Source organism: Streptacidiphilus sp. EB129, assembly GCF_041262645.1.
In the GTDB taxonomy this organism is placed as follows: domain Bacteria; phylum Actinomycetota; class Actinomycetes; order Streptomycetales; family Streptomycetaceae; genus Streptacidiphilus.
Genome location: NZ_JBGCCS010000003.1, coordinates 279265 through 292834 on the forward strand (window position 1 = coordinate 279265; position 13570 = coordinate 292834).

At 68.9% G+C, this 13570-nt stretch carries 29 protein-coding genes; 18 read left to right on the plus strand and 11 right to left on the minus strand.

Annotation, left to right across the window (positions count from 1 at the left end):
* Window positions 1-38: 38 nt before the first annotated feature.
* The gene (locus tag ABH925_RS05615) at window positions 39-281 is read right to left on the minus strand and encodes a hypothetical protein (RefSeq protein WP_370145758.1); all 243 of its coding nucleotides are present in this window, start codon (window positions 279-281) and stop codon (window positions 39-41) included.
* Window positions 282-583: 302 nt separating this feature from the next.
* Here ABH925_RS05615 and ABH925_RS05620 point away from each other — a divergent pair, with 302 nt between their 5' ends.
* Complete coding sequence (locus tag ABH925_RS05620) at window positions 584-1489, plus strand: hypothetical protein (protein ID WP_370145759.1); 906 nt, start codon at window positions 584-586, stop codon at window positions 1487-1489.
* On the opposite strand, the gene ABH925_RS05625 is transcribed toward ABH925_RS05620, so the two are convergent.
* Entirely contained in the window at window positions 1490-1696 is a 207-nt protein-coding gene (locus ABH925_RS05625) for a hypothetical protein (RefSeq protein ID WP_370145761.1), read from the minus strand. It lies immediately after the preceding gene.
* Between the two features lie 98 nt (window positions 1697-1794).
* On the opposite strand from ABH925_RS05625, the gene ABH925_RS05630 reads away from it, so the two are divergent.
* The 17 genes from ABH925_RS05630 to ABH925_RS05710 all read left to right on the plus strand — a co-directional run bounded on the left by ABH925_RS05630 (window position 1795) and on the right by ABH925_RS05710 (window position 8972).
* Window positions 1795-2424, plus strand: a complete 630-nt coding sequence (locus ABH925_RS05630) for a hypothetical protein (protein ID WP_370145762.1) — start codon at window positions 1795-1797, stop codon at window positions 2422-2424.
* Between the two features lie 123 nt (window positions 2425-2547).
* A complete protein-coding gene (locus ABH925_RS05635; RefSeq protein WP_370145763.1) occupies window positions 2548-2961 on the plus strand; it encodes a DUF6205 family protein in 414 nt (137 codons plus the stop codon).
* Between the two features lie 48 nt (window positions 2962-3009).
* On the plus strand, window positions 3010-3909 hold the full coding sequence (locus ABH925_RS05640) for a hypothetical protein (protein WP_370145764.1): 900 nt from the start codon (window positions 3010-3012) through the stop codon (window positions 3907-3909).
* Window positions 3910-3968: 59 nt separating this feature from the next.
* Window positions 3969-4295, plus strand: a complete 327-nt coding sequence (locus ABH925_RS05645) for a hypothetical protein (protein ID WP_370145765.1) — start codon at window positions 3969-3971, stop codon at window positions 4293-4295.
* Window positions 4292-4555: a hypothetical protein gene (locus tag ABH925_RS05650; RefSeq protein WP_370145767.1), complete on the plus strand. Its 264-nt coding sequence runs from the start codon at window positions 4292-4294 to the stop codon at window positions 4553-4555. The genes ABH925_RS05645 and ABH925_RS05650 overlap by 4 nt, the downstream gene beginning before the upstream one ends.
* A 25-nt stretch (window positions 4556-4580) precedes the next feature.
* Window positions 4581-4835, plus strand: coding sequence for a hypothetical protein (locus ABH925_RS05655; RefSeq protein ID WP_370145768.1), 255 nt, complete (start codon window positions 4581-4583; stop codon window positions 4833-4835).
* On the plus strand, window positions 4832-5065 hold the full coding sequence (locus tag ABH925_RS05660) for a hypothetical protein (RefSeq protein ID WP_370145769.1): 234 nt from the start codon (window positions 4832-4834) through the stop codon (window positions 5063-5065). The genes ABH925_RS05655 and ABH925_RS05660 overlap by 4 nt, the downstream gene beginning before the upstream one ends.
* Window positions 5041-5418, plus strand: coding sequence for a hypothetical protein (locus ABH925_RS05665; RefSeq protein WP_370145770.1), 378 nt, complete (start codon window positions 5041-5043; stop codon window positions 5416-5418). Before ABH925_RS05660 ends, ABH925_RS05665 begins: the two co-directional genes overlap by 25 nt.
* Window positions 5415-5684 carry a hypothetical protein gene (locus ABH925_RS05670; protein ID WP_370145771.1) on the plus strand — a complete coding sequence of 90 codons (270 nt, stop codon included), beginning with the start codon at window positions 5415-5417 and terminating at the stop codon, window positions 5682-5684. Before ABH925_RS05665 ends, ABH925_RS05670 begins: the two co-directional genes overlap by 4 nt.
* 52 nt (window positions 5685-5736) lie before the next feature.
* Window positions 5737-5931 carry a hypothetical protein gene (locus ABH925_RS05675; protein WP_370145772.1) on the plus strand — a complete coding sequence of 65 codons (195 nt, stop codon included), beginning with the start codon at window positions 5737-5739 and terminating at the stop codon, window positions 5929-5931.
* Window positions 5931-6374, plus strand: a complete 444-nt coding sequence (locus tag ABH925_RS05680; RefSeq protein ID WP_370145773.1) for a DUF6221 family protein — start codon at window positions 5931-5933, stop codon at window positions 6372-6374. Before ABH925_RS05675 ends, ABH925_RS05680 begins: the two co-directional genes overlap by 1 nt.
* Window positions 6374-6790, plus strand: coding sequence for a hypothetical protein (locus ABH925_RS05685; RefSeq protein ID WP_370145774.1), 417 nt, complete (start codon window positions 6374-6376; stop codon window positions 6788-6790). Before ABH925_RS05680 ends, ABH925_RS05685 begins: the two co-directional genes overlap by 1 nt.
* On the plus strand, window positions 6787-7338 hold the full coding sequence (locus ABH925_RS05690; RefSeq protein WP_370145775.1) for a hypothetical protein: 552 nt from the start codon (window positions 6787-6789) through the stop codon (window positions 7336-7338). Before ABH925_RS05685 ends, ABH925_RS05690 begins: the two co-directional genes overlap by 4 nt.
* Window positions 7335-7841: a hypothetical protein gene (locus ABH925_RS05695; RefSeq protein WP_370145777.1), complete on the plus strand. Its 507-nt coding sequence runs from the start codon at window positions 7335-7337 to the stop codon at window positions 7839-7841. Before ABH925_RS05690 ends, ABH925_RS05695 begins: the two co-directional genes overlap by 4 nt.
* Entirely contained in the window at window positions 7838-8521 is a 684-nt protein-coding gene (locus ABH925_RS05700) for a hypothetical protein (protein ID WP_370145778.1), read from the plus strand. The genes ABH925_RS05695 and ABH925_RS05700 overlap by 4 nt, the downstream gene beginning before the upstream one ends.
* Before the next feature lie 26 nt (window positions 8522-8547).
* Window positions 8548-8700 carry a hypothetical protein gene (locus ABH925_RS05705; RefSeq protein WP_370145779.1) on the plus strand — a complete coding sequence of 51 codons (153 nt, stop codon included), beginning with the start codon at window positions 8548-8550 and terminating at the stop codon, window positions 8698-8700.
* 2 nt (window positions 8701-8702) lie between these two features.
* Window positions 8703-8972, plus strand: a complete 270-nt coding sequence (locus ABH925_RS05710; protein ID WP_370145780.1) for a DUF6011 domain-containing protein — start codon at window positions 8703-8705, stop codon at window positions 8970-8972.
* Between the two features lie 208 nt (window positions 8973-9180).
* On the opposite strand, the gene ABH925_RS05715 is transcribed toward ABH925_RS05710, so the two are convergent.
* The 9 genes from ABH925_RS05715 to ABH925_RS05755 all read right to left on the minus strand — a co-directional run bounded on the left by ABH925_RS05715 (window position 9181) and on the right by ABH925_RS05755 (window position 13427).
* Complete coding sequence (locus ABH925_RS05715) at window positions 9181-9795, minus strand: hypothetical protein (protein WP_370145782.1); 615 nt, start codon at window positions 9793-9795, stop codon at window positions 9181-9183.
* On the minus strand, window positions 9792-10085 hold the full coding sequence (locus tag ABH925_RS05720; protein WP_370145783.1) for a hypothetical protein: 294 nt from the start codon (window positions 10083-10085) through the stop codon (window positions 9792-9794). Before ABH925_RS05720 ends, ABH925_RS05715 begins: the two co-directional genes overlap by 4 nt.
* 315 nt (window positions 10086-10400) lie before the next feature.
* Entirely contained in the window at window positions 10401-10625 is a 225-nt protein-coding gene (locus ABH925_RS05725) for a hypothetical protein (protein WP_370145784.1), read from the minus strand.
* A complete protein-coding gene (locus tag ABH925_RS05730) occupies window positions 10625-11179 on the minus strand; it encodes a hypothetical protein (RefSeq protein ID WP_370145785.1) in 555 nt (184 codons plus the stop codon). The genes ABH925_RS05725 and ABH925_RS05730 overlap by 1 nt, the downstream gene beginning before the upstream one ends.
* A gap of 125 nt (window positions 11180-11304) precedes the next feature.
* Complete coding sequence (locus ABH925_RS05735; protein ID WP_370145786.1) at window positions 11305-11628, minus strand: hypothetical protein; 324 nt, start codon at window positions 11626-11628, stop codon at window positions 11305-11307.
* Window positions 11625-12410 (minus strand): tRNA(His) guanylyltransferase Thg1 family protein, encoded by a 786-nt coding sequence (locus tag ABH925_RS05740; RefSeq protein ID WP_370145787.1) that lies wholly within the window; start codon window positions 12408-12410, stop codon window positions 11625-11627. The genes ABH925_RS05735 and ABH925_RS05740 overlap by 4 nt, the downstream gene beginning before the upstream one ends.
* Window positions 12410-12736: a hypothetical protein gene (locus ABH925_RS05745; RefSeq protein WP_370145788.1), complete on the minus strand. Its 327-nt coding sequence runs from the start codon at window positions 12734-12736 to the stop codon at window positions 12410-12412. The genes ABH925_RS05740 and ABH925_RS05745 overlap by 1 nt, the downstream gene beginning before the upstream one ends.
* Entirely contained in the window at window positions 12733-12909 is a 177-nt protein-coding gene (locus ABH925_RS05750; RefSeq protein ID WP_370145789.1) for a hypothetical protein, read from the minus strand. The genes ABH925_RS05745 and ABH925_RS05750 overlap by 4 nt, the downstream gene beginning before the upstream one ends.
* Window positions 12906-13427, minus strand: a complete 522-nt coding sequence (locus ABH925_RS05755; protein WP_370145790.1) for a hypothetical protein — start codon at window positions 13425-13427, stop codon at window positions 12906-12908. Before ABH925_RS05755 ends, ABH925_RS05750 begins: the two co-directional genes overlap by 4 nt.
* Window positions 13428-13570 lie beyond the last annotated feature (143 nt).

Genomic DNA, 13570 nt, shown 5'->3' on the forward strand with positions numbered 1-13570 from the left:
GTGGTTGGGTGCGCGCCAGACGGCAGAGTACCGGGCAGCTACCCGGCAGGGCGTCGTCCGCTGCCGGGTCGGTTGTCGAGCCACGTCATGATGGTGGATCGCTTCCAGACGGGGGAGCGGCCGAAGGTCTCGTCGGGCAGCGGAAAGTCCTGCTCGCGAATCGGCTCGCCGGCAGCGATGCGGGCGCGGGTGCGCTTGAGGTAGATGCGGACCGTAGGCGCGCCGACCTTGAAGAAGGCGGCCACGGCTGCGGTGTCGAGCAGTGGATCGTTGTCCGGCACGGCGTGGCCTCCTTGTTCCTGTGGTGGGAACAAAGGTAGCTGATCATGCCGGTTGAGGACACTTGAAAATGTTCCCATGGCGTATACTCTAAGGGAGGGTGAAGCCCGCGTCCATGCAGCCGGCATGGACGCAGAACGGCCGGACGGAGCGCGAACTCCATCCGGCCGAACAGGGCAGCGAGCGCGAACTCGCCAACCTCGGAGCAGCCCAACTCTGACGAAAGGCGCTCTCCCTTGAGCGTATCCAATGCGCTGCCCAACGGGCGCATCGACCCGGCATGTCTCCGTCAGGAGGCTTGCCGATGAGCTACGGCCGCATCCGGCGCGGACCCATGGCCGCCGACGCCTTCACCCAGATCCGCAACGATCTGTTCCGCGACCAGCGCCTGTCCTTCAAGGACAAGGGCGTATTCGGGCTGATCAGCACCCATCGTGACGGGTACGGCGTGACCCCCGAGTCCATCGCGCACTTCTCCACCGACGGCGTGTCGGCGGTCAAGGTCGCCCTGCGCAACCTTGAGGAATACGGCTACCTGAGGCGCACCCGCACCCGGAACGCCGACGGGACACTCGGGTCATCGGTGTACTTCATCACCGACCAGCCGGAGACCTTCGAGGACGCCCCAGAGCTGGAAAGCCCCAGCTCAGCACCAGAGGTGGAAAATCCACCGGTGGCTTATCCACCGATGGACGAACCACCGGTGGCTCAACCACTGGTGGCTGAACCTCCGGTGGAGAATCACCCGCATAAGAAGACCAATTCCAAGCACACCAGCGTGAAGAAGACTCTCTCTCCTCCCGCCCGGCCAACTGCTGCTCCAGGCGACGAGAGAGAGACCTTCGCTCCGCTCGACAACGACGACACTGCGAAGGTGGTCGAGGCCTGGGTGATTGCTCGCGGCCGTGGCCGCAACCCGGCAGCTGAGGGGAAGGTCCGCGACTCCGCTGCGCTGCTCCTGGCTGCCTACTGGTCCATTCCTGATCTGATCGCGCTGGCGGAGGATATGGCGCGGCGTCAGCCGACGTACAGCGACCTGGCCCGGCATGAGCCGCACTGGGTCCGCCCGGTGCGGCCGTCTGCCGTACCTCGGCCGCGCGCGGTCGTCGACGACACCTCGGGGCGGGATCAGGAGTGTGCCAACTGCGACCGGCCGATCAAGCCCGGACCGCCCGGTCGGCTGTGTCTCGACTGTCAGCAGGGGGACTGACTAGCCGTCCGGTGCTGCCGGTTTGTCGCGGCGCTTCTTGCGGACGAGGTCGTGGAGGGCCTCGATGACGAGGTCGGAGTGCTTGCGGCCTTCCTCGTCGGCGATCTGCTCGACCTCAGCCCAGAGCGCTTCGGGTGGCCGGAAGGATTTGACGGGCTTCTGTCCGGTCTTGGGTCGACCGGGACTGCGGGGTGGGATTCCTGTCATACAAGAAAGGCTAGCAGTCTGGGGGTATGGGTTGACAGGGGGCGAGCAGGGCGGGATAGTTGTATTACGGAAAAGGGAAGCGAACAGGGGAGATTGACATGATGACCGCCACGAAGACCGCGAAGAAGATCCAGCTCCTTCAGGTGCTCATCGACCACCCCCGCACCGGCGACGAAGAGCGCGAAGCCGGCCGCCGCATGCTCGCCCGTCTGCTCGCCAAGGCCAAGGAGAACGGCGAGATCATCGCCAACGACCCGAAGGCACGCTGGGCCGACTACCTCACCTGCGGCCCCAAGTACACGCAGGGCGCCGGCCTCACGCTCACCGACATCGCCAAGCTCATCCGGCAGGACATCAAGCTCGCCCGAAAGATCGGCCTCAAGGCCGCCAAGAACGGCGCCCTCGCCGTTCCGGATCCAATCGCGGACGCCCCCGCACAGATCAAGTTCTCCGTGACCCGTGAGTACTACTCCGGCGGCGGCTCCATCGACATCCGCATCAAGAACCTGCCCGCCGACTGGGGCTGGGCACAGCTCCCCGACCCGAACCGCCCCGGGGAACTGCGGGAGCGGGCCACGCCCGCGCTCGAGGCCCTCGCCGTGGAACTCCATGCGATCCACTGGGCCTACAACTACGACGGGTCCGACATCACGACGGACCTGTTCATCCGCCGCTATGCAGGTGGCGTTGAGGCCGAAACGCCAAAGGGCTGGTTCAGTCACGTCTGACCCGCACCCGCCTGCCCACTGTGGCCCAAAACACGTGCTGACGTGGGGGTTTGCGGGCGGGGAGTATGGCCGAACGCTAGCGGACGATCAGTCAGATACGGGATGATTAGCTATCAAACCAGCATGAAACGGAGAACCCTCATGGGCTACAGCACCCACGTCGACGGCCAGTTCACGATCACGCCGCCGCTCGCCTGGCCCGAGTTCAAGGACAGCCAGTTCGCGCCGCACAACATCAAGGACAGGTACGACCCGGACCTGATCCTGGTCGTGACCGAGGAGAACATCGACACCCCCGACGGCCCGCTACTGCGCCGATCCGCGACCGCCCTGGCCATGCGCGAGATCGACGAGTACCGCGCCTACAACCTCCTCGACCAGGTGCAGAAGGCCGTCGACGAGTTCCCCGGCCACACCTGGACTGGCCGGCTGGACTGCGAAGGCGAGGCGAGCGCAGACCTGTGGCGCGTCGTCATCCGCGACGGGCGCGCGGTGAAGGTCGAGCCGCAGATCGTGTGGCCCGACGACGCCGAGTAGGACCGCCCGTCGCTGACCCGTCAACCCTCACCCTCGAAGGAGCCCGTCATGGGCCGTGAAATCAAGCGCGTTCCCCTCGACTTCGACCAGCCCCTGAACGAGATCTGGCCCGGATACCTGAGCCCGGACAAGTTCGACAGCCTCCCGTGCCCCGACTGCAAGAACGGCTACTCGACGCACGCCCAGCACCTGTACGACCTCTGGTACGGCGACGCGCCGTTCCATCCGACCGACACCGGCTCGACGCTGCTGCAGGCCGACACCCCGGCGGTGCGGGCGTTCGCCGAGCGGAACATCGCCCGAGCCCCGGAGTTCTACGGCACCAGCGAGATCGCAATCGTGCGCGAAGCCCAGCGTCTCGCCAACCTGTGGAACGGCGGATGGTCCCACCATCTTGCCCAGGACGACGTGGACGCGCTCGTCGCAGCCGGGCGGCTGCGGGACCTCACGCACACCTGGGACAAGGACCGGGAGCCGCGGTTCCAGCCGAAGGAACCTGCGGTGACGCCGACCGCCGCAGAGGTCAACGAATGGTCGCTGCACAGCATGGGCCACGACGGCATCAACGCGAGCGTCGTGATCCGGGCCCGCTGCGAGCGTGAGGGCGTCGAGGACACGTGCCCGACCTGCCAGGGCCACGCTGGGATCGAGGCCTACCCCGGTCAGCGCGCCGAGGCCGAGGCGTGGGAGCCGACGGAGCCGCCCGAGGGTGAGGGCTGGCAGTTGTGGGAGACCGTGTCCGAGGGATCGCCGATCAGCCCCGTGTTCGCCACCGCTGACGAACTGGCCGGCTGGATGTCCGACCCGGAGCGGGGCCGCAACTGGGTGCCGCAGGAGACCGCAGCGAAATTCATCGCCGACGGCTGGGCCCTGTCCTTCGTCGCCACGCCGGAGACGGGCTTGGTGTCGGGTGTCGAGTTCGTCGGCCATCACACATCCGAAGCCTGACCCCGCCCACCTGCCGCCGTCTGGTTTCCCGGCCGGGCGGCCAACCCGAAGGAGCCGTGATGGCTGAACTGATCCGCACCTGCCCGTCCGCCGACTGCCCCGGCCACCCGATGTGCTCAATGTGCCGCAGCGACCTGTGCGCGGACTGCGGCGGGTGTGCCTGCAAGGGCAACCTGTGCGCGTGGACCCGGTACGAACCGGACTGCCGCGAAGTGTACGAAGCCGACACCGAGGAGGCGATCACCGTAGTCGACGGACAGGGCCGCCCGCACTCCGGCTGCTGCGACGAACACGACTGGCGCGGACCCGCACGCTACACCTCCGACGAAGCGTGCGCCGACCTGGCGCAGCACCGCGTTGAGACTCACGAAGGAGCAGCAGCATGACCCTCGATGACCTCCGCGCCGAGCTGACCAAACTCGACCACCTGCCCGGTGACACGATCGTCGTCATGTCGAAGGACGGCGAAGGCAACGGCTTCTCGCCGCTCGCCCAGGTCGAAGACGCCATGTACCGCGCCGAGACGACGTGGTCCGGCGAGCACTACCTCACCGAGGAGCAGGTGGCTGCCGACCCCGAGTACGGCGAAGACGACCTGGCGCCCGATGATGCGGTCCCGGCCGTGTTCCTGTGGCCCACCAACTGACGCCGCCCACACCCCGAGGAGCAGCATGACCGACCGCGCCGATGCCGTGGCGAAGGCGATCCACTGGGCGGAGGTGGCCGAGGCCCGGGAAGCACCTGCCCGGTATGAGCGGGAGTGGTCCGCTGCCGCCCGGGACATGGCACGAATGTGGGCAACCATCGCGGGGCTCCTGCCCGAGGCGGAGCCCGAGCCAGCACAGAGCGGCCTCGACCGCGTCCAGGCGGCCGTACGCCAGGCCCGTGGCGGCGAGGCCCCGGCGAGGGCGCAGGGCTTCGCATGAGCTCCGTAGAGGAGTTCACCGAGTACGGGTACTGCGGCGAGTACCCGGACGGCCACCGGTGCGCCATCTCACCACTCGGCACCGACCGGGATCAGGCACTCGGCTACTTCCGCACCTACAGGCCGATGGGCGACGAGCGGTTGGTCTTCGTGGCCCGCCGAGTGACCCGCACAGCATGGACCGACGAGGACACCGAAGGAGCAGCATGGCCGACAACCTCACGAGGCTGACCGTCTACCTCACCCCAGCCACCAACACGGCCCTGACCCACGCCGCCCACACGACGCTCGACAGCCAGACCGACACCCTCAACCGGGCCGTGCAGCTGTACGACCAGCTCGCGACTGCTGTCGACGAGGGTGCACGGATCGTCATCCACTGGCCCGACCGGACCGTGGACGTGCCACTCGCCACTGGCGTGCCGCCGTACCCGTCGACGGACGCCGAGTTCGCGGCACTACCGGTCCTCGACCTCGCCGCGTTCCGGGCCGAGCGGGCGCGTGTCGCTGCCGAGTTCGGGGTGCGCCCGGATCAGGTCACACTGCGAGGCTGCGGAGAGCCGCGCGGGGAGGAATGGGCGTGATCCGGAACAGCTGGGCGCAGCGTCGTGCCGCCCGCGAGCGCGCCGACGACACCATGGTCCGCACGTGGCTCCACGCCAACCCGTGCGCGCCTCTGGGGGCCCTGTGGGTGGCGGTGCCGCTGTCCGGGCGCAGGATACGGCGAGCCGTCGCCCGACTGGCCGACGCAGCCAATCTGGGCATCACGGACGCCGAGATCGAGGCCCGGCTTGATGCCGCGCACGCTGAGATCGCGAGACGCAACGCAGCAAAGGAGGCTGGCCGGTGAGCGGCATCGACGAGTTGGCGGCCACCATCGTTGAGCGACCGGAGGAGACGACGTGACGAGCGAAGAGCAACCCGCCAAGGTGCACGTCGACCTGGCACGTCACCCTCTTTGGACCAGGACCGAGGATTTGCTGGTGGCCTACGAGCAGACCAGCGACCCCAAGGAAGCCCGGCGTCTGGCCTGGATCAACGCGCTGGCCAGGGACAACATCCTTCGCACCAGCAGGCTGGGTGGGTGGGTGTTCTGATGGCGAGCATCGACGAGCTGGCGGCCACCATTCGGGCTGGGCTGGACGCTGACGAGCAGGTTGCGCGGTCGGGCGGCGTCCCCCTGGAATGGCATCAGGGGCCTGTCGAGGATCCCCAGTGGGAGACAGTGGAAGGCGTCTACTGGTGGCCACCGGAGTACACCTCGTACGAGGAAGACCGGCACTGGCGCGGCGCTGAGCCCGTCGACGAGGGTGCGGCGGCCCACATGGCCCGCCACGACCCGCAGCGTGTCCTCGCGGAGGTGGCGTCGAAGCGGGCCCTGCTCGCCGAGGTGATCGGGTGGACGCACAACGCGGTCACGGTCGACCGGAAGCGATACTGCTGCGCCAGCGAGGCCGGAGACCCGTGCGACTGCGGCCGGGATGCGCGCGTCACCGCCTACCTCGGCCTGCTCGCCCAGCCCTACACCACGGAGGCCTGATGGCCCAGCTCCACGACCCGGACGCCGCGCGCTGGCACGAGTTCCTCAACTCGCTGCCCGCATGTCCGCACAGCTGCCCGAACGGCCGCGTGTATCCGTCGCCGACGTTCCGGCCGGGCGGACCCGACGACACGGTCACCGACCAGACCACGCAGCATATCGAGCGGTACCGGACGGATGCGCGCCGGATGCTGGAGGACCACCTCGGCCGTGAGCACGACGTCCTGACCGTGCGGGACAAGCTCGCCTCTCATCTGTCCCTCGCCGGATACCGGCAGCCTGTAGCCGTCGCCGAGTTGCTGCTCGCCGAGCACCGGGTCGAGATCGCCGCAGAGGTTCGCGCCATGTGCACCTGCTCCATGGGCGAGTGCATCTGCGACATCGCCGACAAGATCGAGCACCCGGAGGCACCGTGACCACCTTGCGCCCCCGGATTTCCGCCCGCCTGGCCGGCCTGCCCCCAGCGAGGTACAGCGGCAGCGGCACCCCGGAGGCCGATGCTGGCCCGATGCCGCGCGCGTTCCGGCTGGTCGTGGACGGCCTGGCGTACAACGGGGCCGCGTTCCCTGACGGCCGGGTGGTGTTGGACCTTGGCGGGCACGGCCTGCACACGTTGGACGGCGGCGTCGGCGAGCTGCTGGCGATGAACCCGGGCGGGCGGATCGAATGGGCGGACCAGGCGCCGCAGGTCGGCTGCGCTACCGGGGCGCCCGCACCTGACCACTCCGCGCGCACGGCGATCCTCAGCCTCCTCTGCTCCCGCTGGAAGGACGCCGACTCCCAAGCCAAGGCCGGGGCCCGCTACGAGGCGTGGCTCGACGAGTACCGCGGCGACGTCCTGCGGGAGGCCGAGGCGGCGATCCGAGTCAAGGCCGATACCCATGAGGTCCGCGAGGAGCGGGCCGCGCACGTCAGCATCGGCATGCACGAAGCCGCCGACCTCATCAAGGAGATGCGCCCGTGACCGATCCTCAGCTACCCGCCGAGCATGCCGGGCACGCGATCCGCTGGGAGCCGTGGCAGACGCGGGCCGTGTGCGGGCGGGTGATGGTGCCGCAGGACTGCCGCCTGTGCGGCCAGAAGACACCATACGAACGCACCCTGGGCCGCGTGGGCGACCCGGGGACGGTCCGGGCTAGCGCGGCGCGCTGCACCGTGTGCGGTGGCGTGCAGGCGTTCTGGCGTGAAGACCCCGAGCCGGGAGAGACAAGGGGGAAGCGGGTGCCGCTGTGTACCGGCGCGCATGTGCACAGGATCGTCAGCGAGAACCCGGCCGTGTACGGGCCGTGCGAGGACTGCGGCACGCCCTACGAGGAGCAGGTGTTCCACTGCGCGGGCTGCGGACGTCGACTCGCCAGCGGGCAGGAGTGCACGACGCCACGCTGCCAGGAACAGGCGGCAGTGTTCGCGGCGGAACTCCGGGCCGCGTACCCCGAAGCGTTCACCGACGAGGAGACACCCGCATGACCGACGACCTGACCGAGCGTCTCGCTGGCGTGCAGCGTGCGATGGCCGCGCCGCTCCCCAGTCCAGCCGAACTGGCGGCCTGGAAGGCCGAGGACCGGGCCTTGGCGGAGCGGATCCACAGGGACCGGCCGGGCGTGCCGCTGCACCACGCCTACGCTGTCCTGGAGACGCTGCGGGTGGTCCAGCGGATCGACGCCGCGAAGGAGGCGCCCGAGGGTGCGGTCGGCGAACCGGCCACTGACGAACCGGACCCCTTCGCTGCTGCTCACGCCGAGCGCGGCTTCACCATCGGCGCCTACTTCCCGCAGTCGGTGCCGTGGGAGATCGTCGACGGCACGTTCGACCTGCTCGCGGATCACGTCCACGCGTTCACTGATGGGCGCTGGGACGTGTCCGTGATCGGCGGGGCGGGGGATCAGCTCGGTGTGAGCGGCCAGGCCGAGTTGACCCGTGATGAGCTTCGGGGGCTCGTCGACGAGCAGGGCCTCGACCTGTACCGGGCCCAGGACCGGTTGGCGTACATCGCGGAGATGTGTGACCTGGTGGACCGGAACGGGCAGGCGGTCACGACGGCGCGGGTGCGGATGTGGCTGGAGTACAACGGCCGCGCAGGGGCGCTCGTCCTGCCCGAGGCGCCGGCCAGTGTTGCGGCCCCGGCAACAGGCGAGGAGCAGCGGTGAGCGCCGCGGTCTGCCACCCTGATGCCATGAACGCTGTCGCCGCCCCCGAGGCCGCCCCTGTCCGTCGTCCGTCGCTGGTCGAGCTCGCCGAGAGGCCACTGCCCGTGGCTGTGCGGGAACGGGTCCTGCCGACGAAGGGCCAGCCGGTGCCGGTGGCGAGCTTCCAGAGCAGCGTCTGACAGTGACTGCCCAGCTTCCGCTGCTCCCTGCACCAGACGCCGGGGAGCAGCCGCCTGTCCGCTGCACAGCGTGTGGCAGGCCACTTCGGGACGCAGAATCCAGGGCCCGCCGTCTCGGCCCGGAATGCAGCATCGAGGCGTTCGCGGCACGCTCGTTCGACGTCGCCCAGGACCAACTCCCGGGCATGGAGCAGCCCCGCCGGTTGCAGCCAGACGGGGCCGGAATGGTGCCGGATGGAGCCCACGGCCAGTCTGTCAGACCCCCGGCGTAGCGTCAGACACGCGCACCCGGGCCGTCACGGCGACCGCAGCAACGCGCGACAGTGGCGGCCGGCCCGATACACGGGGCCGGCCGCCGCTGATGACTCCCCAACGCTGGGGAATGATTTCGGATGGTGCGTGCCAGCATGGTCCTGCTGGTCTTGGAGGCTCGGCACAGGGGTGGCCGGTCGCGGGGTGGTAGCCGCAGACCAGCCGCCCTCACCTCGCCGTCGGTGAGCCCGCGCCCGGACCCGGTGGAGGCTGCGGCTTCTGGATCAGCGCGTCGGGGATCGGATGCCGGATCGCGAAGCAGTCCCAGCACCCGCAGGTTCGGCCATTGTGCGCCCGCGCAGCGTCAGGTCGGGGGAACCTACGCCCGAGGCTCTCGGTCGCGGTGAGGAGATTCGCAGACGCCTCCGCCAGGGTGACACCGGCCACCCCAGGGAAGTGGTGGATCATCTCCCGCTGCTGCTCCCGATCCAGCTGCGGCAGCATCCCGAGCCAGTCGGCACAGTCCTGGTGTGCCATCAGACCGCCCCAACAGGCTTCCAGGCTGACCGGGTCGTCCATGCCGCAGATCGGGCAGCAGCCGGGCGGACAGGCACGGCCAGCAGGGAAGCGGGCAGTGCGCAGCTCCGCAACCGGCGGGGTGGGCTTCGGTATGCGCGTGCCACGCCAGGCGCACCAGTTGAGCACCGCGAGCGGCACTGAAAGGATCAGCAGCCAGCCGCCCGGCGCCCCGAGTACCGCCAGCAGGACGTGAGCCGGGACGATCAGCGCGGACCACAGGATCGCATTGCACAGCCACCAGCGGTGCGCCGTCTTCGCCTTCACGACGCCTCCTTCGAGGGCAGCACGGTCGTACTACCGGGCGTCACGCGGTCGCCGCGTTGGAACCAGCGTCGCTGAGGCAGCTTGAGCGGCTGGATATCCCAGCAGACCGCCGTGGACTTGACCTCGTCGGGCAGTTCGCCTCGGGCCTGCCGCTGGAACTCGTGGAACACCTCCCGGACCGTGGTGCCGGGACGCCGAACGAAGTACTCGCCTTCCATGGTCGCCTGGCCCGTCGCCCTGCCCGAAGTCCACTGAATGGTGATCAGGCACCAGTACGCGGTCACCTTCACGTCTCGGCCTCCCAGCCTGCGCAGGTCTTCAGTGCCCGGCATCCCGCACACACGCACACCGGCCTGCCATCCACCATGGTCCGGCAGCACGGGCCGGTGCAGTAGCAGACGCGGAAGCCGCCACGAGACGGGCCGCACGTGCCCTCGTGCTCGGCCGCAGCCGTCACCACGGTCTCACCGTCGGGTAGACCTCCAGGATCTGACGGCATCGCACGCAGTACCGCACCGGGTGTTCGGCCGTCACATTCCCGATCGTCACCCACGTGGACTGAATGGCCCACTTGTGCGGCCGGAACCAGCACAACACCCACGCCATCACCGTCGCCTCCTGCGGTTGCGCTGCCGAATGCGGTACCGGGCGTCCAGGGGTCGCACGCTGGTCGTCGGCCGCACCCGCCACGTAATCGGGCCGATCTGCTTGATCACACGCAGCAGATCGGATCGGCCGCCCGCATTGATCAGGATCGTCGTCCCCACTTCCAACCGCACCAGGCGCAGGCTCAACGGGAAGTCCCGGTGGGGCCAGATCGCATGGTCCATCACTGTGCCTCCCACGTCTTCGTCTCCTGGTTGAAGCGCATCCGCGGCGGACCCGGCGGTGGTGCCTTCGGGTACGGCATCACGACGCCGGGCAGGATCTCACCCAGGACGCCCTTCATGAGCCCGCCGGTCTCGAACCCGGGATCACCCGGACGCGGCCCGTTGCCGTACAGGAAGAACTCCTCGTCCATCCGCATCATGTCCTCGGCGATCGAACGCGCCATCGGGTTCATACCGTCGAGGAGTTCCTGCCACGTCGGCTCGGGCTTCGGTTCGGCGTCCCGGCTCCACTCGGGATGCTCGGCTGCCCATGTTGCGCCGTGCTCCTCGCAGGCCGGGACCTGCCACAGCGACCACATGTCCTCACCCCAGCCGGCGAACCCGGTCGTGGCCTCGGCCGGACACCAGGCGCACGCCGCGCCGTGGTTCCGGTCGCAGCCCTCTGCCGCCAGCCAGTAGCCCGACGCCGGGGTCATGCCGCCGAAGCTGCACTGCTCATGGCCGGTGAGGCAGGCGGCTATGGTCGCGTCCCAGCCGGGCTGAAGATCCGTCACTTCTACTCCAAGGGTTCGGTTGCCGATGCTCACTCGGCGTTACTGTCATTCCGGCTGGTGCAGACATAGTTACGTTCTGGAGGTAACTTTCTCTGCAAGATCACGACTTGGCTGGTTGCACAGCGTCACCCGACGGGCTCGAATCGGTCGACCCGAACCGGTGTCCCGCACTGATCACACGGCATCGACGGCAACTGCAGCCACATCCGCCAGAACGGGGACGTGACCCGCCGCAACGCCTGACGGTGCTCCTCACACACCGGCCACGGCGACAGGCCCTCACAGTCCGGCGCAACGTTCTCCTCGTGGGCGAAGTACGCCACCCACACCGCGAGCTTCTCGCAGGGCGGGTCGTGCAGCTCAAAGAAACACGGCACCTGGTCGGCGAACATCGCCAGGGCCATGGTGCGGGCCTCGGTCGCGGACTGGCCCTGCGCAGCGGTAGTCATCGTGCCGCTCCGTTCAGGCCGGGCAGGGCCGGGATCACGGAGGCAAGCCAGCCGTTCGGCTCCGCCGTGAAGTGCGGCGCGCCGCTGGTCTCCCACCACGACCTGACCGCCGTGGTGGTCACCTGCTCCTGGCTGCGCTTGTCGGTGTACGAGACTTCCCGCTCGCCGACATGACGAACGGTGGTCCGGCCGCGTTTGCAGCCGTCGGGGTAGTCGTTCCAGTTGATGCGATGCTCAGCCCACAGCATCTCCTGCATACGGCCGGTGTTGACCTGGTGGAGTTGCCGGTGCGAGAAGTACGCCTGTGCCGCCATGGAGATCGAGTTCCGGACTGCGTCTCGCTGCCGCCACAGGAAGTAGTTCGCGACCTCCACCGGATCGGCCAACGTGAAGACGCGGGCGTCGAACAAGGCCCGCTTCCCTGGCCGGCGCTCGTTGAGGACCGCAGTCGCCAGGGATGCGGCTATCGTCAGCTGCTTCGCCAGGACCCCGCCGAACCACGGCTCCGTGCCCGGCGACCCGAAGTCGGTGTACAGCACGCTGATCTCGTCGGACTGCGTGTACGCCAACACCGCGCCGGAGATCTCCGCGCACAGCGCTTCGGCGACGGCGTCCATGTCCGCCATGAACACCTCGTCGAACGGGCGCTGGCAGCCACGCAGGTAGCTGTGGAAGCTCTTCCCGTCGACCCGCAGAATCGAGTACGTGCGGCGGGGAAGTAGCTGCCGGTACGCGGCCTCATGCCGCTTCATGCGATCACCGATCGCGGTCGAATCGGTCATCAGTAGCTCACCCGGATCACGGTCTTCGGGTGCCGGGCACAGGCACCCCGCAGCCTCTCCAGGTAGCCGAGCGCACCCTCGTACCGGCCCCAGCCATTGTCAGGGTTCATCGCCTCGTACTCCTCCCGGTTGTCCTGCATGGCCTTGATGCCCTTGTCGAGGAGCGGGACGGACTCTCCGGCGTTGCGGCCGTCGAACGCGGCCAGCCGTTCACCGAGGGCCTTGGACCACATGCCGGACACGTTGCTGGTGTAGTTCCCGACCTCGACCACCGTGGTCAGGCAGTCGGCGCCGGTGTCGATTTCGAGGTAGAGGTCGTAGCTCACTGGTGCTCCTGGTGCTGGTCGATGTAGTGGTCGATGTCGCGAAGGCTGTGGATGTCGCGTCGCACCGGGTCGTCTGGCCACGGCGGTCTGGAGTCGCCGAGGTCGCGGGTGGCTTGGACCCATGCGGGCTCGCAGTCGCCGAGGGGCAGCAGGTCCGGGACGGGCTCTTTCATGGCTGTTCCCGGGCGGCGTGGCGACTGTGGGGCAGGTCCCCGACACCAGTGCAGCGCTGACCCGGCATGACACGGCAGACCGGGCAGGGGTGGGCCAGGGCGCGGGCGTAGTAGTCGACGCGGCCGTGCGGATCCGGATCTGGGAGGTCATCGAAGACCACCAGCGGGAACGCCGCATCCAACTCGCCAGCGGCTCCGGGGCGCCCGGCTATGGCCTCCTCGAAGGTGAGCGTCGGCCCGGGTGGCGTGATGATCCACAGCAGCCGTTCCCGGACTCCGCAGGCGTCGACTTTCAGGGGCGCCGAGTACAGCTCATCGGCGTAGGCCCGGACCGCGGCGAGCATGTTCTGGTCCCGCTGCGCTTGTCCCTCGGCCTCCGAGCGGGCGAGTCGGGCGTCCGCCGCATCGTCGCCGAGGAGCTCGTCACACATGGCCCGCACCTGCTCTACGGCCGCGCGCTCGATCTGGAGCGGGCCGGCGGGTTCGGCGTCGATGGCGGTCTCGTCACGGTTGGTCATGGTGTCTCCTGGTAGGGCCCGCCGGGCTGTGGGCATTGGTGTAGGCAGCGGGCGGGTGTAGGTCCGCGGTGCGCGGGGGTGAGTCGGAGCAGGCCGGTTGCGGCGGCCACCACCAGGGCAGCCGCCGCAAGGCACGAGACGGG